The sequence below is a fragment of the Sinomonas atrocyanea genome (genome assembly GCF_030811715.1).
GTDB classification, from domain to species: Bacteria; Actinomycetota; Actinomycetes; order Actinomycetales; family Micrococcaceae; genus Sinomonas; species Sinomonas atrocyanea_A.
Genome location: NZ_JAUSRH010000005.1, coordinates 110,333 through 135,445, shown reverse-complemented (window position 1 = coordinate 135,445; position 25,113 = coordinate 110,333). Strand labels below are relative to the sequence as shown.

Here is a 25,113-nt window from a genome sequence, read left to right as displayed (position 1 = left end):
GAAGGAGTCCCATGGACTACAGGACGGTCGGCGCCACGGGCGTCCAGGTCTCGCCCCTGTGCTTCGGCACGATGTCGTTCGGCTCGGAGGCCGACGAGGAGACCTCGGCAGCGATGTACCGCAGGGCCCGCGAGCTCGGCATCAACTTCTTCGACACGGCCAACGTCTACGGCGGCGGCCGGTCGGAGGAGATCCTCGGCCGGCTCGCGGCCCACGAGCGCGACGACATCGTCATCACCTCCAAGGTCTTCTTCCCCACGGGGGAGGACCCGAACGCGGGCGGCCTCTCGCGCCGGCACATCATGCAGGCCGTGGAGGCCAGCCTGTCCCGCCTCGGGACGGACCGGATCGACTTCTACTTCGTCCACGCGTTCGATCCCCGCACCCCGATCGAGCAGACGCTGCGGGCGCTCGACGACCTCCAGCAGCAGGGGAAGATCCTCTACCCGGCCGTGAGCAACTGGGCCGCCTGGCAGATCGCGACCGCGCTCGGCATCTCGGCCCGCGAGGGGCTCGCGCGGTTCGAGCTCATCGAGCCGATGTACAACCTCGTCAAGCGCCAGGCCGAGGTCGAGATCCTGCCCCTCGCCCAGGCGGAGAACCTCGGCGTGATCACCTACAGCCCGCTCGGCGGCGGCCTGCTCACCGGCAAGTACCGCGGCGGGCAGCGGCCGGAGGGCGGGCGGCTCGTCGAGAACGAGCGGTACGCCAAGCGCTACGGGCTCGAGAGCGACCGGGCCACCGCGGAGCGCTTCGTGGCCTTTGCGGACGACGCCGGGATCGCGCCTGCCGCGCTCGCCGTCGCCTGGGCGATGGGCCACCCCGGCGTCACGGCGCCGATCATCGGCGCCCGCAACCTCGACCAGCTCGAGGGCTCCCTCGCCGCGCTCGAAGTCGAGATGACGCCCGAGCTGCGGCACAAGGTCTCCGAGCTCTCCCCGACCCCGCCGCCGGCCACGGACCGGACCGAGACCCTCGACGGGACCTCGACGTAGTGCCCAGCGAGACCGGGACCGCCGCGCGCCAGCCGACCATGACGCGCGGCCTGACCCTCCTGTTCGCCCTCGCCTCCGGCGCCGCCGTCGGCAACCTCTACTGGGCGCAGCCCCTGCTGGAGACCATCGCCCGCGAGTTCCACACCACCACGGCCTCGGCCGGCTGGCTCGTGACGGCCACCCAGATCGGGTACGCGGTCGGGATCCTGCTCATCGTCCCGCTGGGCGATGTGGTGGACCGCCGGCGGCTCACTGCCGCGATGATGCTGGCTTCGGCGGGCGTGCTCGTCGCCTGCGCCCTCGCCCCGACCTTCGCGTTCCTGCTCGCGGCCCTGTGCCTGCTCGGGGTCACGACGATCGCCGGGCAGATCCTCACCCCGCTCGCCGGCGACCTCGCAGACGACGCGCACCGGGGCCGGATCGTCGGCACCGTCGTGGCCGGGATCCTCACCGGGATCCTGGCCTCGCGCGCCGTCAGCGGCCTCGTCGCCGGGTTCGGCGGCTGGCGCCTCGTGTATGGCGCGGCCGCGGTCGCGATGGTGCTCCTCGCCGGCCTGGTGTGGCGAGCGCTGCCGCCGCTCGAGCGCAAGGCGCGCGTCGCCTACCCGAAGCTGATCGCCTCGGTGGGCGCCGTCGTCGTGCGCGAGCGCGCGGTGCGGTGGACGCTCGCCCTGTCCACGACCGGGTTCGCGGCATTCACGCTGTTCTGGACCTCGCTGACGTTCCTGCTCGCCGGGCCGCCGTTCCACTACCCGGTCTCGGTCATCGGGCTGTTCGGGCTCGTCGGGATCGCCGGGGCTGTCACGGCGCAGCGGGCCGGGAGGCTCCACGACCGCGGCTGGTCCCTGCCGGCCACCGGGATCGCGTGGGTCCTCGTGCTCGCCTCCTTCGTGCTCGCGGCGTTCTCCGGCTCCGCCGTCTGGATGCTCGTGCTCGTGGTGTTCCTCCTCGACATCGCGATCCAGGGGCAGAACGTGCTCAACCAGACCCGCCTGCTCTCGCTGTCCCATGAGGGCCGCAGCCGGCTCAACACGGCGTACGTCACCTCGAACTTCATCGGCGGCGCCGTCGGCTCGGGCGCCGCAGCGCTCCTCTGGTCCGCCGGAGGCTGGACGGCGATCAGCCTCGCCGGGGTCGCCCTGAGCCTCGTGGCCCTTGCGGCGTGGGCCCTCGGGCGGCGCGGCCCGCTCGTGACCGGCTGAGCCTCAGAAGGCAGGTCTTGGGGGGACCTCGCAGGCCCACCCTCACCGATGGCAACGCCCTTCCCGGCGGCCACCCCCGCCCCTAGGGTGGACAGGGATCCCACCAGTCCCCGTCCTCAGAAGGAGCAGCCATGGAGTACCGCACACTCGGGTGCAGCGGCGCCATCGTCTCGGAGTTCGCCCTCGGAACCATGACGTTCGGAGCGGAAGCCGACGAGTCGACGTCGCACGCCATCCTCGACGACTACGCCGCGGCAGGCGGCACCTTCCTCGACACCGCCGACGTCTACACGCGCGGCACCTCCGAGGAGATCGTGGGCCGGTGGCTCGCCGCCAACCCCGAGAAGGCCGAGCAGATGGTGGTCGCCACGAAGGGCCGCTTCCCCATGGGCGAGGGCCCCAACGACCTCGGCACCTCGCGCCGGCACCTGCGCACCGCCCTCGACGCGTCGCTGCGGCGGCTCGGGGTGGAGCACATCGACCTCTACCAGATGCACGCCTGGGACCCGCACACCCCCATCGAGGAGACCCTGCGCTTCCTCGACGACGCCGTCGCCGCGGGCAAGATCGGCTACTACGGCTTCTCCAACTTCCTCGGCTGGCAGCTCACCAAGGCCGTCTACGAGGCCAAGGCGCACGGCTGGGCCGCGCCGGTGACCCTCCAGCCGCAGTACAGCCTGCTGGTCCGCGGGATCGAGGCGGAGATCGTGCCCGCCGCGCTCGACGCCGGCGTGGGGCTCCTCCCGTGGTCGCCCCTGGGTGGGGGCTGGCTCAGCGGCAAGTACCAGCGCGACACCGAGCCGACGGGCGCAACCCGCCTCGGCGAGAACCCGCAGCGCGGCATGGAGGCGTGGGGGCCGCGCAACGCCCGCGAGAAGACCTGGGACATCATCGATGCCGTCGGCTCGGTGGCCCAGGCGCACGGGGTCTCCCACGCCCAGGTCGCGCTGCGCTGGGTCGCGGACCAGCCCGCCGTCACCTCGGTGATCCTCGGCGCCCGCACCCGCGAGCAGCTCGCGGACAACCTCGCGGCCGCGGACCTGCGCCTGAGCCCGGAGGAGAGCGCCGAGCTCACGCACGTGAGCGAGCCGGACCACGAGGTGTACCCGTACGGGGGCCAGGCGGTCCAGCAGCGCAGCCGCAAGATCGAGGGCGGCCGGTAGAGGCCGCAGCTTCGGGGTTGATCTGCGCGCGGCCGGGTAGGAGCTAGGGCGTCCGCACCCGACTACGGCAGAGGGAGAGGAACGATGAGCGAAGAGCAGCCCCGGGACATCCGGCCCGAGGACGTCCAGCCCGATGAGATCCAGCCCGACCAGGAGCGCCTCGACGGGTTCCAGCGCGACACGGGGATCGCGTCCGACAAGGGCGACGAGAAGGCCAAGGACCTCGAGGAGAAGGCCTACGGCGGCGATGACGAGCCGCCGAACGTGCCCCTCCCGGGCTAGCCGTCCCCGTACTGAGCACAGATCCGGCAGAGCACAGAACCGACAGAACACAGATCCGGCCACGCAGCGCTTGGCGTCGCGTGGCCGGATCTGCTGTGGCCGGTTCAGCCCCTGGGCCTCACTCGGGCTCGCGGGCGGCCCGGGCCTCCGGGTCGGAATCCGGGCCGAGGTCCCGTTCGACGGCGGCGCGGGTCTCCACATCGTCGGTGTCGTCCGGGAACGGCTCGGGATTCTGCCATTCTTGGTCACTGGAGGGGAGGCCACCCCTGAGCTCCTCCTCGACCTCGTGCTTCATCTGCTCGTCGAGTTCCGGACCGTGCTTGTTGCTGCCGCGTTCGATCATGATCCACTCCTTCGGTTCGCAGTCCGGGCGCTGTCGCGTCCCGCACCGCCGACTTACCCGCCGGGGCGGCACCCAATCCCGCGCGGTCAGCGCCAGAAGGCGATGAGCTCCTCAGCCAGAGCCATGCCCTGGCGGTGGCCCGCGCGGGCGGCCGGGGGCCGTGCCGACAGATCCATCATGTTGCCGCCGAAGGCCTGACGTGAAGGGGCGTCGGGGAAGACCGTCTCCACCTCGCTGCCGGCGGCGCGCAGTTCCTCGACTTGCGCGGCGAGCTGCATGCCCCACTCGAGCGGGTGGCGGGTCCGGCCGCCGAAGGGCGAGAGCACGAGCACCAGCCGGAAGCCCATCGCAAGGTCGGCGTTCTCGTTCCGGCGGTAGCCGCCGTCGATGTACTGGCGGTCCCCGATCGCGTAGGGGACGCCGCTCGAGCAGCTGGCGGCGACGGCGTCCACGAGGTCGACGCCGCTGTGGCGGTCGAAGAGGACCGGTTCGCCGGTGAGGGCGTCCACCGCCGTGATGAGCACAGTCTGTTCGGGCCAGCTCTGTCGCGGCAGGCGGGCGGCCACCGTGGCGCGCCAGCGCTCGCGGACCGTGGGATCCTGGGCGCCCTCCAGTTCGAGTGCGGCCGCGCCCATCCGGCGGCGCATGTCCGCCGCTGAGCGGGCGGCGGCGATGATCCTGCCCGTCCTCTCGAGATGGTCCACGGCCGGGCGCCCCGGGGCGCGCCCGGGGCCGGGGCCGCCCCCGCCTGCGAAGGTCCGATGCCCGGGCGCGGCGTCGAGGATGTCGGCCAGCAGCTCGGCGGGGCTCGCAGCCGTGATCTGGGCCGCCGCGGTCGACCCGGCCGAGGTGCCGATGATGAGGTCCGCCTGAGTCACATCGAGGCCCGCTTCGGCCAGGCCGGCGATGATGCCGATTTCCCACGCGTTGCCCGCCGACCCGCCGCCGTGGAGCACGAGGGCGCGGCCACCGGAGGCGGGGATCCGGCCGGTGGCGTCGAGCTGCGTGGGAGCTGAGTGCCCGGATGCCCGGAGAAGGGGAGGGGTTGCGTCCATGGGAGTGGCCTTTCAGATGGCACACGGGGCCGGGGCGCGCAACTGCTACTCGGCGAACACCTTGCCCGGGTTGAGGATGCCGCGCGGGTCGAAGACGCGCTTGATCTCGCGCTGGAGCGCGTACTGCTGCTCGCCGAGCTCGTCGCCGAGCCACCGCCGCTTGAGCAGGCCGATGCCGTGCTCGCCTGTGAGGGTCCCGCCGAGGTCGAGCGCGGTGGCGAAGATCTCTGCGGCCGCGGCCCACACCTGCTCGGGGACGTCCTCGCCGGTGAACACGAACGTGGGATGCAGGTTCCCGTCCCCGGCGTGGCACGAGGTCGGGATCATCACCCCGTACTCCTCCTCGATGCGGCGGACGGCGGCGAAGGCCTCGCCCAGCCGGTCCCGGGGGACGGCGATGTCCTCGACGAGCATGGTGCCCATGGCCTCGAGCGCCGGGAACGCGTTGCGGCGGAAGCCGACCAGGCGTGCCGACTCCTCCGGATCGGTGGTGGTCCGGACGGTGGCACCGGCGCCGCGGGCAAGTGCCGCGATCTGGTCTGCGGTGGCGCGGGCCGATGGGCCGTCGCACTGGACCAGCACGTAGGCGTCGGCGCCCGGGGCCACGTCGTGGCCCGTGTACCGCCGCACGCAGTCGAGCGTGCGGCGGTCCATGAGCTCCATGATCGCGGGCACGTGCCCCTGCCGGGTCACCTCGGTGGCCGCCGCGACCGCGTCCTCGAGGGTGGCGAAGAACGCGCCGAGCGTGGCGACCTCCCCGGTGACCAGCGGGGTGAGCTTGAGCGTGCACTCGACGATCACGCCCAGGGTTCCCTCCGAGCCGATCATGAGGGCGCACAGGTCGTAGCCGGTGACCCCCTTGACGGTGCGGTGGCCCACCGACAGGAGCGAGCCGTCCGCGAGCACCACCTTGAGCGCGAGCACGGCCTCGCGCGTCACCCCGTACTTCGCGCACAGCAGACCACCGGCGTTCATGGCGATGTTCCCGCCCACGGTGGAGATGTCCTTGCTCGCCGGGTCCGGCGCCCACCACAGGCCGTGCCCGGCGAGGACCCGGTTGAGGTCGCCGTTGAGGATCCCGGGCTGCACGACGGCCAGCCGGTTCGTCTCGGAGACCTCGAGGATCTGGTCCATGTCCCTCAGGGACAGCACGATCTCGCCCGCGCCCGCGATGGCCCCGCCGGCGAGGCCGGTGCCGGCGCCGCGGCTCACGATCGGCACGCCCGCCGCGGAGGCGATCCGGCACACGGCCTGCACGTCCTCGGTGCTGCGTGGATACACCGCGGCGAGCGGAGTGCCGGCGGCGCGGTGTCCCGAGCGGTCCGTGGTGTACGGCAGGAGCCGGTCGGGGTCCGCCTCCACCCTCCCGGGAAGGGCTGCGCGGAGGGACTCGACGACGGCGGCGAGCTGGGCGAGGGGCATGGAGGTCCTCCGGTCGGGGGCTGGGTCAGCTCGCGGTGCGCCACTTCGCGCGCGTGTACTGCGGCGGCCAGTAGTCGAGCTCGACACCGAGCTCGTGTGCGGCCCGCAGCCCGAAGTGGGGGTCGCGGAGGAACTCGCGGGCCACCATGACGGCGTCGGCCTCGTCGTTGCCCACGATCTGGGCGGCCTCCTGCGGGGTGGTGATGAGGCCGACGGCGTTGACGGGCATCCCGGTGCCCTGCCGGACGGCCGTGGCGAACCCCACCTGGTACATGGGCTTGACCGGGATGCTGGCCCGGGCCACGAGGCCGCCCGAGGACAGGTCGAACCAGTCGGCGCCCTCAGCGGCGGCCCACCCGGCCACGGTGATCGTGTCCTCGAGGTTCCAGCCGCCGTCCACCCAGTCGGTCGCCGAGAGGCGCACGAGGAGCGGGACCGCGTCCCCGGCCTCGGCCCGCACCGCCCGGACGATCTCGAGCAGGATCCGGGCGCGGTTCTCGAGGCTGCCGCCGTACTCGTCGGTGCGCAGGTTGGAGAGGGGAGAGAGGAACTGGTGCACGAGGTAGCCGTGGGCGCCGTGGATCTCGAGCGCGCGGAACCCCGCGTCCAGGGCCCGGCGGGCCGCGGCGGCGAAGTCGGCGACGATGCCCGCGATCTCCTCCACGGCCAGCTCGCGCGGCGTGGCGTAGCCGTCGAAGGCGACGGCGGACGGCGCCACGGTCTCCCAGCCGCCGTCCTCGATCGCCTGGCTGCCCTTGCCGCTCCACTCGCGGAATGTCGAGGCCTTCCGGCCGGCGTGGGCGAGCTGCATCGCGGCGGTGGCCCCCTGGGAGTGGAGGAAGCCGACGATCCGGCGCCACGCGTCCGCCTGGGCGTCGTTCCAGATGCCGGTGTCCCAGTTGGTGATGCGCCCCTCGGGGTTGACGGCGGTGGCCTCGGTCATCACGAGGCCTGCGCCGCCGCGGGCGAGGGAGCCGAGGTGGGCGAGGTGCCAGTCGGTGGGCACCCCGTCCCATTCCTCGACTGAGTACTGGCACATGGGCGAGACCCACAGGCGGTTCCTGACATGGACGCCCCGGATGTCGACGGGGGTGAAGAGCTTCTCGGCACGCATGGTGCCAAGGCTTCCGCGCGGCACCGCCGCCGTCAAATGCCGGGACCCGCGGCGCGGCTCACTCCGGCTTCGCGTAGGCCGCGGCGCTGAGGAACTCGAGCCCCACGTACGTCTCGTCGCCCACGACCCAGGCGTCGTGGCCCGGTGGGATCGTGTACGAGCTGCCGGCCGTGATCGTCGCGCTCTCGCCCGTGGCCAGATGGACCTCGAGGGTGCCGGATATGCAATAGCCCACGTGGTTGTTCTGGCAGGTATCGGTGCCGGCGACCGGCTTGATGCACTCCGACCACCGCCAGCCGGGGGCGAAGGTGAGGCGGCCGATCGTGTAGTCGCCCACGGTGACGAGGTCGATCTCGGACTTGTCCGGGCGGCGCTTCTCGTCGGGGTTGTCGTGGGACTTCACGTTCAGGCTCGTGACGGTGTTGACGGACGCGTTGCTGCTCATGGCGTGCTCCTTGGAACTCGAAGCCGCCCCGGGCGAGCCTCCAGCTTCCCAGCGGGGGACGGTGTTTGGGACGGTTTCAGGGTAGGCCCGCCGGCCAGCGTCCGGAAGGCCGCCGCCTACCCTTGCGGGCCGAACCCGCGATTCCTACCATGAGCAGCGGTCTCACTGGAGCAGGAGGTCAATCGCCATGTCTGTCATCGTCGCGGTCAAGGTTCCCGGGGACACGGGCGTCTTCACGAAGTCCCTCGAGGAACGCGCGGAGGAGTACCGGAAGATCGCAGAGCGGGCCAAGGCGCACGGCGCCCTCCACCACCGGTTCGGGGTGGGAGACGGTTACATCCTCATCAATGACGAGTGGGAATCCGCCCAGGAGTTCGAGAGCTTCTTCAGCGATCCAGGCCTCCGGGAGTTCATGGGGACCGTGGGCGCCGACCTCTCCACGCCCCCGCAGATCACCGTCGGGGAGTCGATCGGCTCGCCCGACAACTTCTGACCGCCCTCACTGCGTACGACGCCGCTGCCACGCCGCGTGCCCGGCCGTCACCACCGCGATCAGCACCGCCGTGGCGCCGAGCCCGAGCAGGAAGATCGCCCCGTACTGGCCGGCCCCGGCGAGCGGCGCCGTGAGGAAGGTGCCCACCGAGCTGCCGAGGAACAGCGCGCACGCGAACAGGGCCACCGCCGTGGCCCTGGCCGCCGGCGCGACCTCGGTGGCCCAGCCCTGCAGCGACGAGTGCAGGATGGCGTTCGAGGCGCCGACGAGGAGCGCGGTGGCCGTGATCCCCACCGGATTCTGCGCGATCGACGACGCCGCGTACCCGGCCAGGAGCACCGCCCCGCCCAGGCCCATGAGCCGCGTGCGCGAGAGGTGCCCTACGAGCCGGCGCATGAGCCGGGCACCGGCGATCACTCCGACGCCGTACCCGGCGGCGAGCACTCCCGCGAGGGCGATCGGCACGCCCGCGTGCTGCAGGGCCGGCACGAAGTAGGTCAGCACGCCCATGAGCACGGCCCCCTCGAGCACGGCCACCCCGTACACGCCGAGCGCCGCGCCCGAGAACGCCGCGCGGAAGTCGACGGGCCCGCGGCGGTGCGTGCCGCCGTCGTGCGCGCGGCGGAGGAGGGCCAGGAGGGCGAGGCAGCCGAGGGCGGGCAGCCCGAACACCACCCGCCAGTCCGTGAAGGCCGCGATGCTGCCGGCGGCGAGCGTGGCCCCGGTGGTGCCGAGGGCCGAGTAGACCTGCAGCTCGGAGAGGCCGCGGGCCTTGGCGACGCCGGTGCGCGTGTCCCCGATGATCGTCAGCAGCGTCGGGTACAGGCACCCGGCCATGAGCCCGGCGGCGGAGCGGGCCACGAGCAGCGGCGCGTGCGCGCTGAACAGGGTGCTCGCCACCGCCGCGACGGCCAGGCCCACCAGCGCCGTGCGGAGCACCGCCACGCGGCCGAACCGGTCGCTGATGAAGCCCCACACCGGCTGGCCGAGGGCGTACAGGAGTGAGTACGCGGCCACGAGCCCCACCGCCTCGGCCAGGGTCATGCCGGTCCGGGCGGCGAGGACCACGAGCATCGGGGGAGTCGCGAACCGGTCGAAGAAGGACAGGAAGCCGATGGACATGAGCACCCGGTCCGGGATGCCGCCGGTGGGCTGCGCTGTCAGGGACTCCTTCGCCGCGGTCACCCGTCCACCCTACTCAGCCGCTGCTCGGGCGGCGCGGGCAGGTGCTTGAATGGGCCCGTGGAGATCAGGTGGCTCGAGGCGTTCGTCGCGGTGGCGGAGGAGCTGCACTTCGGGCGGGCGGCCACGCGCCTGCACATGGCGCAGTCGCCGCTGAGCCAGACCATCCGCAAGCTCGAGAAGGACATGGGCGTGCCCCTGTTCGACCGCAGCACGCGCAGCGTGGCCCTCACCCCCGCCGGCCGCTCGCTCCTGCCGCACGCGTACCGGGCCCTGGACGAGCTGGAGGTCGCCCGGCAGGCCGCGCATGCCTCCGTGGGCACCGTCTACGGGCACCTGACGATGAGCTTCACGGGCGCCATCAACCACCGCACGCTCCCGCGGCTCACGCGGGCGCTGCGCCGGCGCTACCCGGACGTGGTCCTCTCGCTGCAGGGCCGCGTGGTGACGGGCGACGCCGTCGCGCAGCTCATTCAGGGGACGCTCGACCTGGCCTTCGTGGGGCTTCCGCTCGACCCGTCTCCGCTCGCCTCTCGGCTGATAGCGCGCGAGGCGCTCGGCGCCGTCGTGCCCGTGGACCATCCGCTCGCCCAGCGCGCCCCGCTCGACCTGGCCGAGCTGCGCGGGGAGGACTTCATCATGATGCCCTCCGGGGGCGGCTCGGACCTCGAGCGCACGGCCACGGCGGCCCGCGTCGCGGCGGGATTCCGGCCCCGCGTGGTGCAGACGATCGGCGACCCGTTCATGATCCTCACGTTCGTCGCCGCCGGCATGGGCGTGAGCCTCGTGAGCGAGGGCATGAGCGACATCCTGCCGCACGGGGCCGTGTACGTCCCGCTCTCCGGCCCCCAGCCCTACCTCCAGCACGGGCTCGCCTGGGCGCCCGCCAACCCGTCCCGCGTGCTGCCGCACGTGCTCGAGGTCGCCGAGCAGGTGCTGCCCACGCCGGCGTGAGCCGCTGAGTCCAGCCCCGGGCCATCTGGAATTGGTAGGATCCGGCGGTGAGCGCGAGCGTGTCGGTCCCGGCCTACTTCCCATCCCCCACCGTGAGCGGCTTCCATCTGGGACCGCTGACCATCCACTTCTACGCCCTGTGCATCATGCTCGGCATCGCCGTCGCCGTGTGGATCACGGCACGCCGGTGGCGGGAGCGGGGCGGGCGGCCCGGGGAGGCGATCGACATCAGCCTGTGGGCGGTGCCGTTCGGGATCGTGGGCGGGCGCATCTACCACGTCATCACCGACCCCGAGCTGTACTTCCTGCCCGGGAAGAACCCGTGGAACGCATTCGCCATCTGGGACGGCGGGCTCGGCATCTGGGGCGCCGTGGCGCTAGGCGCGGTGGGCGTGTGGATCGGGTGCCGCCGCGCTGGCGCCTCCTTCCTGGGCTTCGCCGACGCCGTGGCCCCCGGGGTGCTGGCTGCCCAGGGGATCGGCCGGTGGGGCAACTGGTTCAACAACGAGCTCTACGGCGACCCGACCGATCTGCCCTGGGGCCTGCAGATCCACCAGATGGACCTCTCCTCCGGCCGCGCCGTCACGGACGCCGCCGGAAACCCGGTGGTGCTCGGCTACTTCCAGCCCACCTTCCTCTACGAGTCGATCTGGTGCCTCGTGACGGCGGCCGCGATCATCTGGCTCGACCGGAAGGTCCGGCTCGGTGCCGGGAGCGTGCTCGCCCTGTACGTCGCCGCGTACACGGCCGGGCGGTTCGTCTTCGAGCTCATGCGCTCGGACTACGCGAACCTCATCCTCGGGCTCCGGGTCAACACCTGGGTCTCGGGCCTGCTGTTCCTCGCGGCCGTGGTCGCGTTCCTGCTCACCTTCCGGCGTCCGCGCTCGCAGGCCAGGCCGGAGGAGGCCGCCGCCCCCGTGGCGGAGTGACACTCCCCGGATTGTGTGCGATGCGCACATAGTCCTAGATCAACTAAGTGTTGGACGCACCACAGTGGGTGCCCCCATGCTGGATGAGCCGCCACCTTCCGTGAGCGGCATCACCCGAAGGGAGCACTCATGTCAGCGTCGACATCCCCCGACTCCCGCACCCCGCGCAGCAAGAACGCGCGGATTGCGGCCCTGTCCGGTTTCCTCGGCAGCACGCTCGAGTATTACGACTTCTTCATCTTCGGCTCCGCCGCCGCCCTGTTCTTCGGCAAGCTGTTCTTCCCCGACGCCGGGGCCGCCGGGACGCTGCTCTCGTTCGCCACCCTCGGAGTCGCCTACGTGGCGCGCCCGCTCGGCGCCGTGATCTGGGGCCACTTCGGCGATCGGCTGGGGCGCAAGAACGTCCTGCTCCTGACGCTCGTGCTCATGGGGACCTCGACCTTCCTCATCGGCTGCCTCCCCACCTACAGCGCCATCGGAGGCCTCGCGCCCACCGCGCTCATCGCGCTCCGCTTCGTCCAGGGGCTCTCGGCCGGCGGCGAGTCGCCCGGCTCGAGCTCCCTCACGCTCGAGCATGCGCCGGAGGGGCGCCGGGCCTTCTTCACGAGCTTCACGATGAGCGGCATCCAGTTCGGCATCGTCGTCTCGAGCATCGTCTTCATTCCGGTCACCATGCTCCCGCAGTCGGTCCTGTTGTCCTGGGGCTGGCGCATCCCGTTCCTGCTCAGCGCCGTGGTCACCTTCGTCGCCTTCTACCTGCGCCGCAGGCTCGAGGAGCCCGAGCTGTTCGCCGAGATCAAGGACGACGCGAAGACCGCCGCGGTCCCGCTCGTGGACCTCTTCCGCAACGACTTCCCGAACGTCGTCCGCGTGACACTCGCCGCCCTCGTGACCATGGTCGGCACCGTCTTCACGGTGTTCGCGCTGACCTACGCGACCGAGGTCGTGAAGCTGGACAAGCCGACGATGCTCGTGGTGATCGCCGTCGCCAACGCCGTCACTGTCGTCACCCAGCCGCTCTTCGCCCTCCTCGCGGACAGGATCGGCCGCAAGCCGGTCTTCATCGTCGGCGCGCTCGGCAGCGCGGTCATGGTCTTCGCCTTCTTCGGGGCCCTCTCCACCCGCAGCTGGCCGCTCATCTTCGCCGCCGGGATCGGCCTCACGGGCGTGTTCTACGCGATGCCCAACGGCGTCTACCCCGCCTACTTCCCCGAGCTGTTCCCTGCCCGCACGCGCTACTCCGGCATGGCCGTGAGCCTCATGCTCGGCCTCGTCGTGGCCGGCTTCACGCCCGCGATCGGCGCCGCGATCACCGCGGGCAACTCCGCCAATTGGGGCCCGGTGGGCTGGATGACGGTGGCCTTCTGCACGATCTCGGCCCTCGCGGTGCTCTCGGCCCGGGAGACCTACCGGGTCCCCAAGGAGGAGCTCGGCCGCCGGTCCCGCCGCCGCACCGAGACCGCGGACTCGCTCCCCGTCCCGGCCCAGGGAACGGCGGCGAACTGATGGCTGCCGGGGGGATCCGGCCGGTGGGCCTCCGGTGCCTCGTCATCGGCGCCGCCTCGGGCATCGGCCGTGCCGTCGTCGACCGTCTGGCCCCCGCCGCGGCCGCCCTGGTCGCCGCCGACCTGCCCGGCGCCCCGCGGCACGGCACCGACGCCGGGGTGGCCCACGTGGACCTCGACGTCACCGATCCCGCGTCGGTCGAGGCGGGCGTCGCGAAGGCCCTCGCGCAGACCGGCGGGCGGCTCGACGTCGTCGTCAACACGGCCGGGATCGTCGGCGAGGTCCGCCCGGCGGCCGAGGAGACCCTCGAGTCCTTCGAGCGGACGCTGCGGGTCAACCTCACGGGCGCATTCCTCGTCTCCCGGGCCGTGCTGCCGCACCTGGCCCGCAGCGGGTCGGGCCGGCTCATCCACTTCGCCTCGACCGCCGGGAAGGAGGGCGTGGCCGGGATGGCCGCCTACTCCGCGAGCAAGGCCGGGATCATGGGCCTCACCAAGGCCCTGGCGAAGGAGTACGCGGCCTCGGGCGTGACGGTGAACGCGATCGCGCCCGGCAAGATCGCCACCCCGCTCATCAGGGACCTCACGGTGACGGACGCGGACCTCGCCCGGATCCCCCTGGGCCGGCTGGGGACGGCGGAGGAGGCCGCCGCGCTCGTCGAGTACATCGCCTCTCCCCGGACGCCTCCTACACCACCGGCTTCGTCTACGACCTCTCCGGCGGCCGCGCCACCTACTGACCCCAGGGACCCACCTCCCGACCCCGCCCCCCACGCACAAGGAATCACCCCATGACCGCCCCCAGCCACCTCATCGGCCTCATCGGCGCGAACGTCACCGGCTCGCTCAGCCCGCTCCTGCACGAGCGCGAGGCCGCCGCCCACGGCCTCCGCTACGCCTACCGCACGCTGGACCTCGACGAGCTCGGCCTCACTCCCGACGCCGCCGGGCAGCTTGCCCGGGACGCCGCCCGGCTCGGCTACACGGGCCTGAACGTCACGCACCCGTGCAAGCAGTCGGTCATCGGCGGCCTCGACGGGCTCTCCGACGACGCGCGGGAGCTGGGGGCGGTCAACACCGTGGTGATCGGGACGCACGACGGCGGCCCCCGCCCGGGCGGATCCGTCCCCGGTGCACGGCTCACCGGCCGCAACACCGACCACACCGGCTTCCGCGCGGCGCTCGCCGAGGGCCTGCCCGGCGCCGCCCTCGGCACGGTGCTGCTCGTCGGCGCGGGCGGGGCCGGCTCCGCCGTCGCCCGCGCCCTCCTCGATGCCGGCGTCGGGACGCTCCTTGTGGCCGACGTCGACCCCGCCCGCGCAGACGGCCTCGCCGCCCGCCTCGCCGGGCACGTTGCCGCGCACCGCACCGGGAACCCAGCCGCGGCCGACGGCGCGGGGCGGGTCGCCGCCGTCGTCCTCGAGGAGGTTCCCGCCCGCCTCGCCGAGGCCGACGGCGTGGTGAACGCGACCCCGATCGGCATGGTGGGCCACCCCGGGACGCCGTTCGACGCCTCGGCCCTCGCGCCGCGGCATTGGGTGGCCGACGTCGTATACCGCCCGCTCGAGACCCAGCTCGTGAAGGCCGCGCTCGCGGCGGGCTGCCGCGTCCTCGACGGCGGCTGGATGGCCGTGGCCCAGGCCGCGGACTCGTTCGAGCTGTTCACGGGCCGCCGTGCCGACCGCGCCCGGATGCGTGCCCACTTCCTCGAGCTCGCCGCGCGGGCCGGAACGGAGCTGTCATGAGCGCGCCCTACCGCGTGGGGATCGTGGGGTGCGGGGCGATCAGCCGCAACCACCTCGAGGCCTTCGCCGCGATCCCGCAGGCCACCGTCGTGGCGGTGTGCGACGTCGACGCCGGCCGGGCCCGCGAGACGGCGGCGCGCTGGGGGATCGACGGCGCCTTCGGCTCTGTCGAGGAGATCCTGGCCGCCGGCGTCGACGTCGTCTCGGTGTGCACCCCGCATCCCACCCACGAGGCCGTGGTCCTCGCCGCCGCGGCCGCGGGCGCACACGTGCTGTGCGAGAAGCCGATCGCGATCGACCTCGCCTCCGCCGAGCGGATGGTCGCCGCGTGCGACGCCGCCGGCGTGCGCCTCGGCGTCCTGTTCCAGCGCCGCTTCTGGCCGGCCGCCCAGCGCCTCCGCGCCGCGGTCGACGACGGCGCGCTCGGCCGCCCGATCCTCGGCCACGCTTCGGTGCTGCTGCACCGGGAGCCGGAGTACTACTCCGGCGCCGCCGGGACGGGCACAGCGTGGCGCGGGACGTGGGCCACCGACGGCGGCGGCGTGCTCATGACCCAGGCCATCCACTACATCGACCTCCTGCAGTGGCTCATGGGCGAGGTCGTCGAGGTGCACGGCCACGCCGCCACGTTCACGCACGCGATCGAGGTCGAGGACACCGCGGCGGCCGTGCTCCGCTTCGCCTCCGGGGCGATGGCCACGCTCTCGGCGACGACGGCCGCCGCCCCGAGCCTCGGCGTCAGCATCCGCATCACGGGCGAGACCGGCGCGACGGCCGAGCTCACCGAGTTCCCCGAGGGCACCGACGGCCGGGTGACCGTCCTCGCCCAGGGCGGCGCGGTCGAGTCCGAGCCCGCGCATCCCGCCGGCGTCGACCCGGACGTGGACCTGGCCGCGATCAACGGCCAGCTCATCCCGCACCACACCGCCCAGATCCGCGACTTCGTCGGGGCCCTCGGCGAAGGCCGCGCCCCGGCGGTCACGGGCCATGACGCCACCGCCGCGCTGAGGATCCTCCTCGCCGTCTACGAGTCCTCCCGCACTGGCCGCCCGGTCCGCCTGACCCCCACCGCCCCAGAACAGACCGCCTAGGAAGGTGCCGCCATGACCCACCACGCCTCCCAGCCGCTCACCCTCGGCCGCAACGGCCGCCCCCCGCGCACGCTCCGCAACCGGCTCGTGAGCTCCCCGATGGAGCGCAACTACGGCACCACGGACGGGCGCATGACCGCCCAGTACGCGGACTACCTCGTGACCCGGGCGCGGGCCGGCCTCGCGATCGTCACCACCGAGGCCACCTACGTCCGCGCCGACGGCAAGGGCCGCACGCACCAGCTCGGCCTGCACACCGACGCCGTCGTGCCCGGGTTCCGCGAGCTCACCGACGCGGTCCACGCCGCCGGCGCCCTGGCCGCCGTCGAGATCAACCACGGCGGCCGCACCGCGCAGTCCGCCGTGAGCGGCCTCCCGCCCGTCGCCCCCGCCGCCGTGCCCTGCGAGGTCGCCGGCGGCGAGATGCCCCGTGCGCTCACCACGCAGGAGTGCCACGAGCTCGTCGATGCCTACGCGCTGGCGGCGCGCCGGGCCGTCGCGGCCGGGTTCGACGCCATCAGCATCCACGGCGGCCACGGCTACCTCGTCCACCAGTTCATGTCCGCGCGCACCAACGGCCGCTCCGACGAGTTCGGCGCCCCCGAGCACTTCGCGAACCTCGTGATCCGGGCCGTCCGGGCCGCCGCCCCGGAGGCGCTCGTCGGGATCCGCCTCTCCGTGCTCGAAGGCGTTGCGGACGGGCTCGACGCCGAGCAGACCCTCGAGGTCGTCGCCCGGCTCGACCTGGAGGCGCTGGACTTCCTGGACCTCTCCGCCGGCTCCTACGAGGCGGGAGAGTGGATCGTGCAGTCGGGGGAGTGGAGGCCCGGCGTCCTCGCCGAGTACGCGCGGGCCTACCGCCGGTTCGGGCTGCCCCTCGGCCTGGCGGGCCGTCTCAACTCGCCCGAGGCCATCGAGACGGCCCTCGCCGACGGCGTGTGCGACTTCGTCTCCCTCGGCCGCGCCGTGCACGCCGACCAGGCCTTCGTCCGGGGCGTCCTGGACGGCTCGCCGTACCGGCCCTGCATCGCCTGCAACGTGTGCATCGACAACCTCGGTCTCGGGCAGGTCACGTGTACCGTCAACCCGGCGGTCGGGCGCTCGCGGGTTCCCGTGCCGACCCCCGCCCTCCGCCGCGACGACGACGCGAGCCGGCCCGGCGCCGTCGTGCGCGCCGCCCCGGCACCCCACGCCCTCGTGCTGGGCGCCGGGCCCGCGGGCCTGACCGCCGCGCGCGAGCTCGCCGGGGCCGGAGCGCGGGTCACGCTGGTGGAGGCGGGGGAGCGGATCGGCGGCCAGTTCGCGCTCGCCGCCGGGATGCGCCCCACCCCGGACTTCCACCGCTACCTCGACTGGAATCGCGCCGAGCTCGCGCGCCTCGGCGTGGAGGTGCGCCTCGGCTGCCCCGTGGACGCGGGCGACCTCCGCGGCCCGGTGCGGGAGTTCGGCGCCGACGGCATTGTGCTCGCGACCGGAGGAGGCCGCCCCGAGCCGGACTTCCGGGTCACGGGCGCCGGGGGCCAGGCGGGCGACGGCGTCGAGGCGGGCGACGGCGTGCTCGATGTCCGCGACTGGCTCGCCGCGCGTCCGGGCCTCCTCGCCGGCAGCTCCGGGCCGGACGGCAGCGACCTGCCGGAGGCCGTCACGATCTGGGGCGCCGACTCGGTCGCCATGTCCGTCGCGGACACCCTCGCGGCCCGCGGCACCCGGGTGCTGCTGATCGGCCCCGAGCGGGCCATCGCCCCCGAATCCGGGCGCCGCGCCAAGATCCTCGCCGTCCCGCGCCTCGAGGCCAGCCCGCAGGTGCGGATCGTGCTCGACGCGCGCCTCGTCGAGGCCCAGGCACCCGGCACCCCCGCGGCCCGCATCCGCGTCGTCGGGCCCGACGGCGAGCGCTGGCTGGACGCGCCCGGGCCGCTCCTGGTCTCCCGCGGCGTCGTGCCGCTGAGCTCGGCGGTGGACCGGGAGGGCCGAGAGGCCGCGCTCGGGCTCGGCGCGGGCGCGCCGGTGGTGCTCGCCGGGACGGTCGTCGACCAGCTGCCGCCCACGGCCTCGAACGCGATCAAGAGCGGGTACGACGCCGCCCAGCGCCTCGCCGCCGCCCTCTCACCCGAGCCGGGACACGCCCCCGTCTCGCCTGCCTCCTCCCCCCGCATCCTCGAAGGAGCCACCGCATGACCCCCGCGACCGGCCCCGGGCACGCCACGCGCCAGGTGGGGCTCGCCCAGCTCTCCCTCCTCGAGACCGCACCGCCGGACCTCGTGCTCGTCGCGGCCGAGGCGGGCTTCGACTTCATCGGTGCGCGCGTCCGGCCCGTCACGCCCGCCGAGCGGCCCTACGACCTGCAGCCTGGGTCGCCGATGCTCGCCGAGACCCTCGCCAACGTCCGCTCCACCGGCGTCCGCGTCCTGGATATCGAGTTCCTCCTGATGGACGGCCAGGATGACCGCGGATCAGGCGGCCTCCACGGCCAGCGGGACGCCTGGCTGCGCATGTTCGAGGCCGGGCACGCCCTCGGGGCCAGGACCATGACCGTGGCCGGGGCCGACCCAGAGCCGGGCCGGTTCGCGGAGAACCTCGCCCGGATGGCAGAGGACGGCCGCGCATTCGGCATCACGCCCACGCTCGAGCCCATCTCGTACCAGCGCATCAACTCGCTGCCCGCCGCGGCCCAGGCCGCGCGGGCCGCCGGGGCAGAGGTGGTGGTCGACACCCTGCACTTCCGCCGCTTCGGCGGCACCCTCCAAGAGCTCGCGGCGGTCGCCGGCCTCGTGCCGATGCTCCAGCTCTGCGACGCCCCCGCGGAGCGGCCCGGCGACCGCGAGGGCCTCGTCCACGAGTCCCGCGCCGCCCGGCTCGCTCCCGGCGAGGGCGGCCTTGGACTCGCCGAGATCGTCGCGGCGCTGCCCGCCACGCTGCCCGTGAGCGTCGAGGCCCCGTCCCCGCACGACGTCGAACGCCTCGGCGCCCTCGGCTGGGCGCGCCGCCTCCGGCGCGCCGCGGAAGCCGTCCTCGCCGAGGCGTCGGCGCTCGCCGAAGCCCGCCCTTCCCATCCCGCCCCTGCCGCACCGAACGGAGCCCCCGCATGACCGCCCCCGTCCCGACGCCCGCCTCGCCCCTCGCCTCCCGCCCAGCAGTCGAGACCGACGTCCTCGTCATCGGCTCCGGGGCCGGCGGCCTGTCCGCAGCCGTGACGGCCGCCTACCACGGGCTGCGCGTCGTCGTGGTCGAGAAGGCCGAGGTCTGCGGCGGCGCGACCGCGTGGTCCGGCGGGTGGGCCTGGACCCCAGGCAACCCGCTCGCGAAGGCCGACGGCGTCGACGAGGACCCCGAGCAGTTCCGCACCTACCTCCGCCACCGGCTCGGGGACCGGTACGACGCCGCCCGCATCGACGCGTTCCTCGAGGCCGTGCCCCACATGGTCGGCTTCTTCGAGGACAAGACGGCACTCCAGTTCACCCCCGGTGCCAAGATCCGGGACATCTACGGCAAGACCCCGGGCGCGGGCACGGGCCACCGCTCCGTCGGCCCGGCGCCGATCAACGCCCGCCGCCTCTCCCGGCGCGTCCGGAAGCTCCTGCGCGGGCAGCTCTACGAGACGTCCTTCCTCGGCATGGGCATCATGGCTGGCCCGGACCTCACCACGTTCCTCTCCGCGTCGCAGGGCAGCGTGAAGGGCCTCGCGTACGCGGCCTGGCGGGTGGGCCGGCACGTGCTCGACCTGGCCGTGCACCGCAGGGGCATGCAGCTCGTCAACGGGACCGCGCTCGTGGGGCGGCTCCTGCAGAGCGCCGAGGACCTCGGCGTGGACGTCCGCGTCTCGACCCCCGCCGTCAGGCTGACCACGGATCCCTCGGGCCGTGTCGCCGGCGCCGTGGTGGGCGGACCGGAAGGAGGGTACGAGATCAAGGCCGCGCGCGGCGTCGTCCTCGCGGCGGGCGGGTTCCCGAACGACGTCGAGCGGCGGCGCGCGCTGTTCCCCAAGACCCCGACCGGGCGCGAGCACTGGACGCTCGCGCCGAAGGAGACGAGCGGGGACGGGATCACGCTCGGCGAGTCCGTCGGGGCCCACTTCGTCGCCGACGTCGAGTCGCCGGCGGCGTGGTGCCCGGTCTCCCTCATCCCGTACCGCAGCGGCCGGGTCGGCACGTTCCCGCACATCATGGACCGCGCCAAGCCCGGTTCCATCGGCGTGCGCCGCGACGGGAGGCGGTTCGTCAACGAGGCCAACGGCTACTACGACTACGTCTCGGCGCTCGTGGCCGCCACGCCCGAGGGGGAAGCAGCCGAGTCGTGGCAGATCGCCGACTCGCGGTTCGTGCGGAAGTACCCGCTCGGCATGTCCAAGCCGCTGCCCGTGCCGCTGTTCCCGTACCTGCGCTCCGGCTACCTCAAGCGCGGCCGGACCCTCGAGGAGCTGGCCGCCGCGTGCGGCATCGACCCCGCGGGGCTGCGCGAGACGGTCGAGCGGTTCAACGAGGGCGCCCGCGTCGGGGCAGACCCCGAGTTCGAGCGGGGCGAGACCGAGTTCAACCGGTACGGCGGCGATCCCAAGGTCGGGCCGAACCCCTCGCTCGCGCCGATCGAGAAGGGCCCGTTCTACGCGGTCAAGGTGGTGCCCGGGTCCTTCGGGACCTTCGCCGGGCTCGCGGCCGACGGGCGGGCGCGGGTGCTCCGGGCTGACGGGACCGCGATCGACGGGCTGTACGTCGCCGGCAACGACCAGGCCAGCGTCATGGGCGGCTTCTACCCGGCCGGCGGGATCAACCTCGGTCCCGCGCTCACGTTCGGGTACGTCGCGGGCCGCGACATGGCCGGTGCGGGGCGCTACGAGGACGACGGCTCGCTGCCCGCGGCGCACGCCCGGGCCTGAGCTGTCCGTTCCTGAGCTGTCCGTTCCTGCTCAGCTTGGCGGGGAAGGCCCGGCGTGTTGGGTCCGACACGCCGGGTGTCCGGGCGCCCCTCGCGGTCAAAGTGGGCAGGAACGGACACGCCTCGCCAGCCGCGCCGCTCAGCCCTCGAACCCGGTGGACGCGCTGACCGACTCCCACGCGGCGACCTCCGCCGCCTGCGCCTCGGCCACCGCACGGTAGCCGGCCACGGCGTCTTGGCCGAGCAGCAGGAACGCGGGCGTCTGCTCGGCGTCCACCGCCGCGATGATCGCCTGCGCGGCCTTGGCCGGATCGCCGGCCTGTGTGCCGTGGACCGTGTCGTGCTCCTTGCGCCGCTGCCCGGCGGTCTGGGCGTAGTCCGCGATGGGCTCGGCCGACTGGGTCAGCGAGCGCCCCGCGAAGTCCGTCCGGAACGCGCCCGGCTCCACGGCGGTCACCGAGATCCCCAGGGGCGCGAGCTCCTTCTGGGCCGAGCCCGAGATGCCCTCAAGCGCGGCCTTGGTGGCCGCGTAGTAGCCCGAGCCGGCCGGGCACAGCCGGGCCCCGATGGAGGAGATGTTCACGATCGCCCCCGAGCGGCGGGACCGCATGCCCGGCAGCACCGCCTTCATCAGGGCCACCGGGCCGAAGACGTTCGTCGCGAAGAGCCGGGCCACGTCGGCGTCCTCGCCCTCCTCCACGGCCGCGCGGTAGCCGTAGCCGGCGTTGTTCACGAGGACATCGATGCGCCCGAAGCGATCCTGCGCGGCCCCGACAGCGGAGGCCACCTGCGCCGCGTCGGTCACGTCGAGCGGCAGCGCGAGGGCGGTCTCGGGGTGGGCTTCGGCGAGGTCAGCCACGGTGGCGGCGTCGCGCGCGGTCAGGACGGCGCGGTCGCCCCGCGCGAGGACGGCCTCGGCGAGGGCGCGGCCGAGCCCGGTGGAGCAGCCGGTGATGAGCCAGACGGGTGAGACGTCCATGGGTTTCCTTCCGTGGGTCCAGCGGGTAACCACACCAGTCAACGCGTTCGCGGCCGTCCGCGGGAGGCAGGGCCGATCGGTGGACCTGTAGCGCTCCCGCGGCCCGCGGCGCGGCGTTACATTCAGTGCGGGGCCCTGCTCGAAAGGTTGGACATGCTCGGTCTGGAACTCGTCGTCGCCTTGGGCGCGGCGGTGGTCGTGGGGAGCCTGCTCGCGCCCAGGATCAGGATCACCCAGCCCCTGCTGCTCGTGCTCCTCGGCCTGGCGCTCACGCTGGTCCCGGAGTTCCGCGGCGTGGGCCTGCCGCCGGAGACGGTCCTGCTGCTGTTCCTTCCGGCCCTGCTGTACTGGGAGAGCCTGACCACGTCGCTGCGGGAGATCCGCAGGTTCATCCGCGGCATCATCCTCAGCGGGACGCTGCTCGTGGTCGTCACCGCGGGCGCGGTCGCGGCGGTGGCGCACGCGCTCGGGATGGACTGGGGCCCGGCGTGGATCATCGGGGCCGCCGTGGCGCCGACGGACGCGACGGCCGTGGGGGCGATCGCCCACGGCCTCCTCCCGCGCCGGCAGATGACCGTGCTGCACGCCGAGAGCCTCATCAACGACGGCACGGCGCTCGTGGTCTACGGCGTGGCGGTCGGGTTCGCCACCGGGTCCGTCGAGATCACCCCGCTCATGGTCACGGGCGAGTTCCTGTACTCGTTCGTGGGCGGCGTGGCGGTCGGCGTCGCCGTCGCATGGGCCTCGCTCTCGGTCCGCCGGCGCATCGAGAACCCGCTCGCCGGGAACGCCGCGACCCTCCTGACGCCCTTCGTGGCGTACCTCGGCGGTGAGCTCATCCACGCCTCGGCCGTGCTCGCCGTCGTCTCCTGCGGGCTGTACATCTCCCAGGCCGCCCCGCTCACGATCTCCGCCTACACCCGCCAGCAGACGGCCGCGGTGTGGCGGATCGGCAGCTACCTCCTCAACGGCGCCCTGTTCGTGCTCGTGGGCCTCGCCCTGCCCTCCGCCATGGGCGGGATCCTGGCCGGGCAGTCCGGGCACGGGCAGCCGCTCGGCAGCGTGCTGCTCGTCGGGGCCGCGGTGTACGGCACGATCCTCGTCACGCGCCTAGCGGTGCTCGTCGTCTCGGCGTACGTGATCAGGGCCGTGGACCGCCGCCCCCACCAGCGCAAGCTCCGCACCACGAACCGGGCCCGGGTCATGAGCACGACGGCGGGCGTCCGGGGCGCCGTCTCGCTCGCCGTCGCGCTCGCGGTCCCGCAGGACTACCCGGCGCGGGACGCGATCGTGTTCGTCACGGCCTTCGTGGTGGTCGCGTCGCTGGCGCTGCAGGGCTCGGCGCTGCCCCGGGTCATCCGGTGGTCCCGGATCCCCGAGGACACGAAGGTCACCGAGGAGATCCTGCTCGCCAAGCGCACGGCGACCGAGGAGGCGTTCAAGGCGCTGCCCGACCTGGCCCGTGAGATCAACGTGGACGAGGAGGTGCTCCAGCGCATCCACCACGAGTACGACGAGCACCTGGCGGCGATGAACGCCGGCTTCGACGACGAGGACCACCCGGCCGTGGTGCGCACGCGCCAGTACGCGCGGCTGCGGCTTGCGCTGATCGGCCACAAGCGGGCCACGGTGGTGCGCCTGCGGGACGAGAAGACGATCGACGACACCGTGCTGCGCACCATCGAGGGCGAGCTCGACGCCGAGGAGGTGCGCCTGGCCCGCCAGCAGGAGACGGAATGAGCGCCCTTCTGGAAGTCAGCTCCTGCGGGTCGCGTCCTGCGGGTCACCGGCCTACCGGCCCGCGCCGCCCTCGACCCATTCCTTCAGACGCGCGTAGGTCCCCGGGGTGTCCCGCTCGACCCTCGCCGCCGAGGCGCCGCGCAGCCCCGCGATCCTGACGGTGAGCTCGCAGACGCCCTTCTCCGCGGCCTCGATGAGGTACTCGAGGGTGCCCGGCGGCTCGTTCACCACGGCCGGGTCCCAGCGGGGATCGAAGGTCGCCTTGAGCCGCCGCGGAGGGTCGATCGCGACGACGTGCCCGAGCGCGACCTCCGACCCGGCCGCCCGCATCTCGTACGCGGCCTCGGGCGCCCAGGAGCTGTGGACGGTCCCGCCGTCCATCCACGGCCGGGGCACGTCGGTGTCGGTGAGCGCGCCCCACAGGGCCTCGGGCGTGCAGCGGATACGGACGCGGAAGACGGTTTCACTCATCGTTCCAGCGTCGGCCACCGGGCCGGGGCGGATCAACCGCCTGGTCCTCGCCCCGGCAGGCCCTCCCTCATCGTGGCCCGGCGGCGTAGCGTCGGTCCCATCCGGACCGCTGACGAAAGGACCTCCTCCCATGCAGTACACCCGTCTTGGCACCTCCGGGCTCCGCGTGAGCCGCCTCGCCCTCGGCTGCATGAGCTTCGGCGACCCCTCACGGGGCTACAACGAGTGGGCGCTCGGCGATGACGCTGCCGAGCCCCTCTTCCGCCAGGCGGTCGAGCTCGGCATCACGTTCTGGGACACCGCGAACGTCTACGGGTACGGCTCGAGCGAGGAGATCGTGGGCCGCGCCATCCAGGAGTACACCCGGCGCGAGGACGTGGTGCTGGCCACGAAGGTCTTCTTCCCCATGCACGAGGGCCCCGGCGGCCGCGGCCTCTCCCGCCGGGCGATCATGGAGCAGATCGACGCGTCCCTGACCCGCCTCGGTACGGACTACGTGGACCTGCACCAGATCCACCGCTTCGACCCCGAGACCCCGGTCGAGGAGACGATGGAGGCGCTGCACGACGTGGTCAAGGCCGGCAAGGCGCGCTACCTCGGGGCCTCGTCCATGTGGGCCTGGCAGTTCCAGGCGATGCAGTACGCCGCGGAGTCGAATGGATGGACACGCTTCGTGTCCATGCAGGACCAGTACAGCCTCGTGGAGCGCGAGGACGAGTGCGAGATGATGCCGCTGCTGGCCGCCACGGGCGTGGGGAGCATGCCGTGGAGCCCGCTCGCCAAGGGCCGCCTGACCCGGCCGTGGACCGACCAGCAGACCGAGCGAGCCACGACGGACCCGCTCCAGAGCCGCTACTCCGGCGAGGTGAACAGGCCGATCGTCGACGCCCTCCAGAAGGTCGCGGAGGCCAGGGGCGTGCCCATGGCGCAGGTCGCGCTCGCCTGGGTGCTGCGCAACCCGGTGGTGTCCGCCCCGATCGTCGGCGCGACCAAGCCCCACCACCTCCCGGATGCCGCCGCGGCCCTCGACCTGACGCTCACTGAGGACGAGGTCGCTTCCCTCGAGGAGCACTACACACCGAGGAGGCCCTCGGGCTTCTGACCGTCCGGGTCCCGCGGACCTGCCCGCTA

The 25,113-nt window shown here is 73.4% G+C and carries 24 protein-coding genes; 16 read left to right on the top strand and 8 right to left on the bottom strand.

Going from position 1 to position 25,113, the window contains the following annotated elements:
- Positions 1–11: 11 nt before the first annotated feature.
- From J2W21_RS10085 to J2W21_RS10070, 4 genes are all read left to right on the top strand, one after another.
- Entirely contained in the window at positions 12–995 is a 984-nt protein-coding gene (locus J2W21_RS10085) for an aldo/keto reductase (protein ID WP_307114382.1), read from the top strand.
- Positions 995–2,197 carry an MFS transporter gene (locus J2W21_RS10080; RefSeq protein WP_307114381.1) on the top strand — a complete coding sequence of 401 codons (1,203 nt, stop codon included), beginning with the start codon at positions 995–997 and terminating at the stop codon, positions 2,195–2,197. The genes J2W21_RS10085 and J2W21_RS10080 overlap by 1 nt, the downstream gene beginning before the upstream one ends.
- A gap of 131 nt (positions 2,198–2,328) precedes the next feature.
- Positions 2,329–3,360, top strand: a complete 1,032-nt coding sequence (locus tag J2W21_RS10075) for an aldo/keto reductase (protein WP_307114380.1) — start codon at positions 2,329–2,331, stop codon at positions 3,358–3,360.
- Between the two features lie 84 nt (positions 3,361–3,444).
- Positions 3,445–3,642, top strand: a complete 198-nt coding sequence (locus J2W21_RS10070) for a hypothetical protein (RefSeq protein WP_307114379.1) — start codon at positions 3,445–3,447, stop codon at positions 3,640–3,642.
- A gap of 118 nt (positions 3,643–3,760) precedes the next feature.
- On the opposite strand, the gene J2W21_RS10065 is transcribed toward J2W21_RS10070, so the two are convergent.
- From J2W21_RS10065 to J2W21_RS10045, 5 genes are all read right to left on the bottom strand, one after another.
- Complete coding sequence (locus tag J2W21_RS10065) at positions 3,761–3,985, bottom strand: hypothetical protein (RefSeq protein ID WP_307114378.1); 225 nt, start codon at positions 3,983–3,985, stop codon at positions 3,761–3,763.
- A gap of 86 nt (positions 3,986–4,071) precedes the next feature.
- The gene (locus J2W21_RS10060) at positions 4,072–5,040 is read right to left on the bottom strand and encodes a patatin-like phospholipase family protein (RefSeq protein ID WP_307114377.1); all 969 of its coding nucleotides are present in this window, start codon (positions 5,038–5,040) and stop codon (positions 4,072–4,074) included.
- Positions 5,041–5,085: 45 nt separating this feature from the next.
- The gene (locus tag J2W21_RS10055; protein WP_307114376.1) at positions 5,086–6,462 is read right to left on the bottom strand and encodes an FAD-binding oxidoreductase; all 1,377 of its coding nucleotides are present in this window, start codon (positions 6,460–6,462) and stop codon (positions 5,086–5,088) included.
- Positions 6,463–6,487: 25 nt separating this feature from the next.
- A complete protein-coding gene (locus J2W21_RS10050) occupies positions 6,488–7,576 on the bottom strand; it encodes an NADH:flavin oxidoreductase/NADH oxidase (RefSeq protein ID WP_307114375.1) in 1,089 nt (362 codons plus the stop codon).
- A 58-nt stretch (positions 7,577–7,634) separates the two neighbouring features.
- A complete protein-coding gene (locus J2W21_RS10045) occupies positions 7,635–8,021 on the bottom strand; it encodes a cupin domain-containing protein (protein ID WP_307114374.1) in 387 nt (128 codons plus the stop codon).
- A 187-nt stretch (positions 8,022–8,208) separates the two neighbouring features.
- On the opposite strand from J2W21_RS10045, the gene J2W21_RS10040 reads away from it, so the two are divergent.
- Positions 8,209–8,514 (top strand): hypothetical protein, encoded by a 306-nt coding sequence (locus J2W21_RS10040; RefSeq protein ID WP_307114373.1) that lies wholly within the window; start codon positions 8,209–8,211, stop codon positions 8,512–8,514.
- Positions 8,515–8,520: 6 nt separating this feature from the next.
- On the opposite strand, the gene J2W21_RS10035 is transcribed toward J2W21_RS10040, so the two are convergent.
- Complete coding sequence (locus tag J2W21_RS10035; protein ID WP_307114372.1) at positions 8,521–9,699, bottom strand: MFS transporter; 1,179 nt, start codon at positions 9,697–9,699, stop codon at positions 8,521–8,523.
- Positions 9,700–9,756: 57 nt separating this feature from the next.
- Between J2W21_RS10035 and J2W21_RS10030 the strand changes: the two genes are divergently transcribed.
- From J2W21_RS10030 to J2W21_RS09990, 9 genes are all read left to right on the top strand, one after another.
- Positions 9,757–10,650 (top strand): LysR family transcriptional regulator, encoded by an 894-nt coding sequence (locus J2W21_RS10030; RefSeq protein WP_307114371.1) that lies wholly within the window; start codon positions 9,757–9,759, stop codon positions 10,648–10,650.
- A gap of 47 nt (positions 10,651–10,697) precedes the next feature.
- Positions 10,698–11,579: a prolipoprotein diacylglyceryl transferase gene (gene lgt, locus J2W21_RS10025; RefSeq protein WP_307114370.1), complete on the top strand. Its 882-nt coding sequence runs from the start codon at positions 10,698–10,700 to the stop codon at positions 11,577–11,579.
- A 129-nt stretch (positions 11,580–11,708) separates the two neighbouring features.
- Positions 11,709–13,085, top strand: a complete 1,377-nt coding sequence (locus tag J2W21_RS10020) for an MFS transporter (RefSeq protein ID WP_307114369.1) — start codon at positions 11,709–11,711, stop codon at positions 13,083–13,085.
- Positions 13,085–13,879: an SDR family NAD(P)-dependent oxidoreductase gene (locus J2W21_RS10015; protein WP_307114368.1), complete on the top strand. Its 795-nt coding sequence runs from the start codon at positions 13,085–13,087 to the stop codon at positions 13,877–13,879. The genes J2W21_RS10020 and J2W21_RS10015 overlap by 1 nt, the downstream gene beginning before the upstream one ends.
- The gene (locus J2W21_RS10010; RefSeq protein ID WP_307114367.1) at positions 13,876–14,829 is read left to right on the top strand and encodes a shikimate dehydrogenase; all 954 of its coding nucleotides are present in this window, start codon (positions 13,876–13,878) and stop codon (positions 14,827–14,829) included. The genes J2W21_RS10015 and J2W21_RS10010 overlap by 4 nt, the downstream gene beginning before the upstream one ends.
- Positions 14,826–15,920, top strand: coding sequence for a Gfo/Idh/MocA family protein (locus J2W21_RS10005; protein ID WP_307114366.1), 1,095 nt, complete (start codon positions 14,826–14,828; stop codon positions 15,918–15,920). Before J2W21_RS10010 ends, J2W21_RS10005 begins: the two co-directional genes overlap by 4 nt.
- 12 nt (positions 15,921–15,932) lie before the next feature.
- Complete coding sequence (locus J2W21_RS10000; RefSeq protein ID WP_307114365.1) at positions 15,933–18,098, top strand: oxidoreductase; 2,166 nt, start codon at positions 15,933–15,935, stop codon at positions 18,096–18,098.
- Positions 18,095–19,009 carry a sugar phosphate isomerase/epimerase family protein gene (locus J2W21_RS09995; protein WP_307114364.1) on the top strand — a complete coding sequence of 305 codons (915 nt, stop codon included), beginning with the start codon at positions 18,095–18,097 and terminating at the stop codon, positions 19,007–19,009. Before J2W21_RS10000 ends, J2W21_RS09995 begins: the two co-directional genes overlap by 4 nt.
- Complete coding sequence (locus J2W21_RS09990; RefSeq protein ID WP_307114363.1) at positions 19,006–20,793, top strand: FAD-dependent oxidoreductase; 1,788 nt, start codon at positions 19,006–19,008, stop codon at positions 20,791–20,793. Before J2W21_RS09995 ends, J2W21_RS09990 begins: the two co-directional genes overlap by 4 nt.
- A 138-nt stretch (positions 20,794–20,931) precedes the next feature.
- On the opposite strand, the gene J2W21_RS09985 is transcribed toward J2W21_RS09990, so the two are convergent.
- Complete coding sequence (locus tag J2W21_RS09985) at positions 20,932–21,771, bottom strand: oxidoreductase (RefSeq protein WP_307114362.1); 840 nt, start codon at positions 21,769–21,771, stop codon at positions 20,932–20,934.
- Positions 21,772–21,924: 153 nt separating this feature from the next.
- Between J2W21_RS09985 and J2W21_RS09980 the strand changes: the two genes are divergently transcribed.
- On the top strand, positions 21,925–23,511 hold the full coding sequence (locus tag J2W21_RS09980; RefSeq protein WP_307114361.1) for a Na+/H+ antiporter: 1,587 nt from the start codon (positions 21,925–21,927) through the stop codon (positions 23,509–23,511).
- A gap of 51 nt (positions 23,512–23,562) precedes the next feature.
- On the opposite strand, the gene J2W21_RS09975 is transcribed toward J2W21_RS09980, so the two are convergent.
- Positions 23,563–23,982: an SRPBCC domain-containing protein gene (locus J2W21_RS09975; protein ID WP_307114360.1), complete on the bottom strand. Its 420-nt coding sequence runs from the start codon at positions 23,980–23,982 to the stop codon at positions 23,563–23,565.
- A 130-nt stretch (positions 23,983–24,112) separates the two neighbouring features.
- On the opposite strand from J2W21_RS09975, the gene J2W21_RS09970 reads away from it, so the two are divergent.
- Complete coding sequence (locus J2W21_RS09970; protein ID WP_307114359.1) at positions 24,113–25,084, top strand: aldo/keto reductase; 972 nt, start codon at positions 24,113–24,115, stop codon at positions 25,082–25,084.
- Positions 25,085–25,113 lie beyond the last annotated feature (29 nt).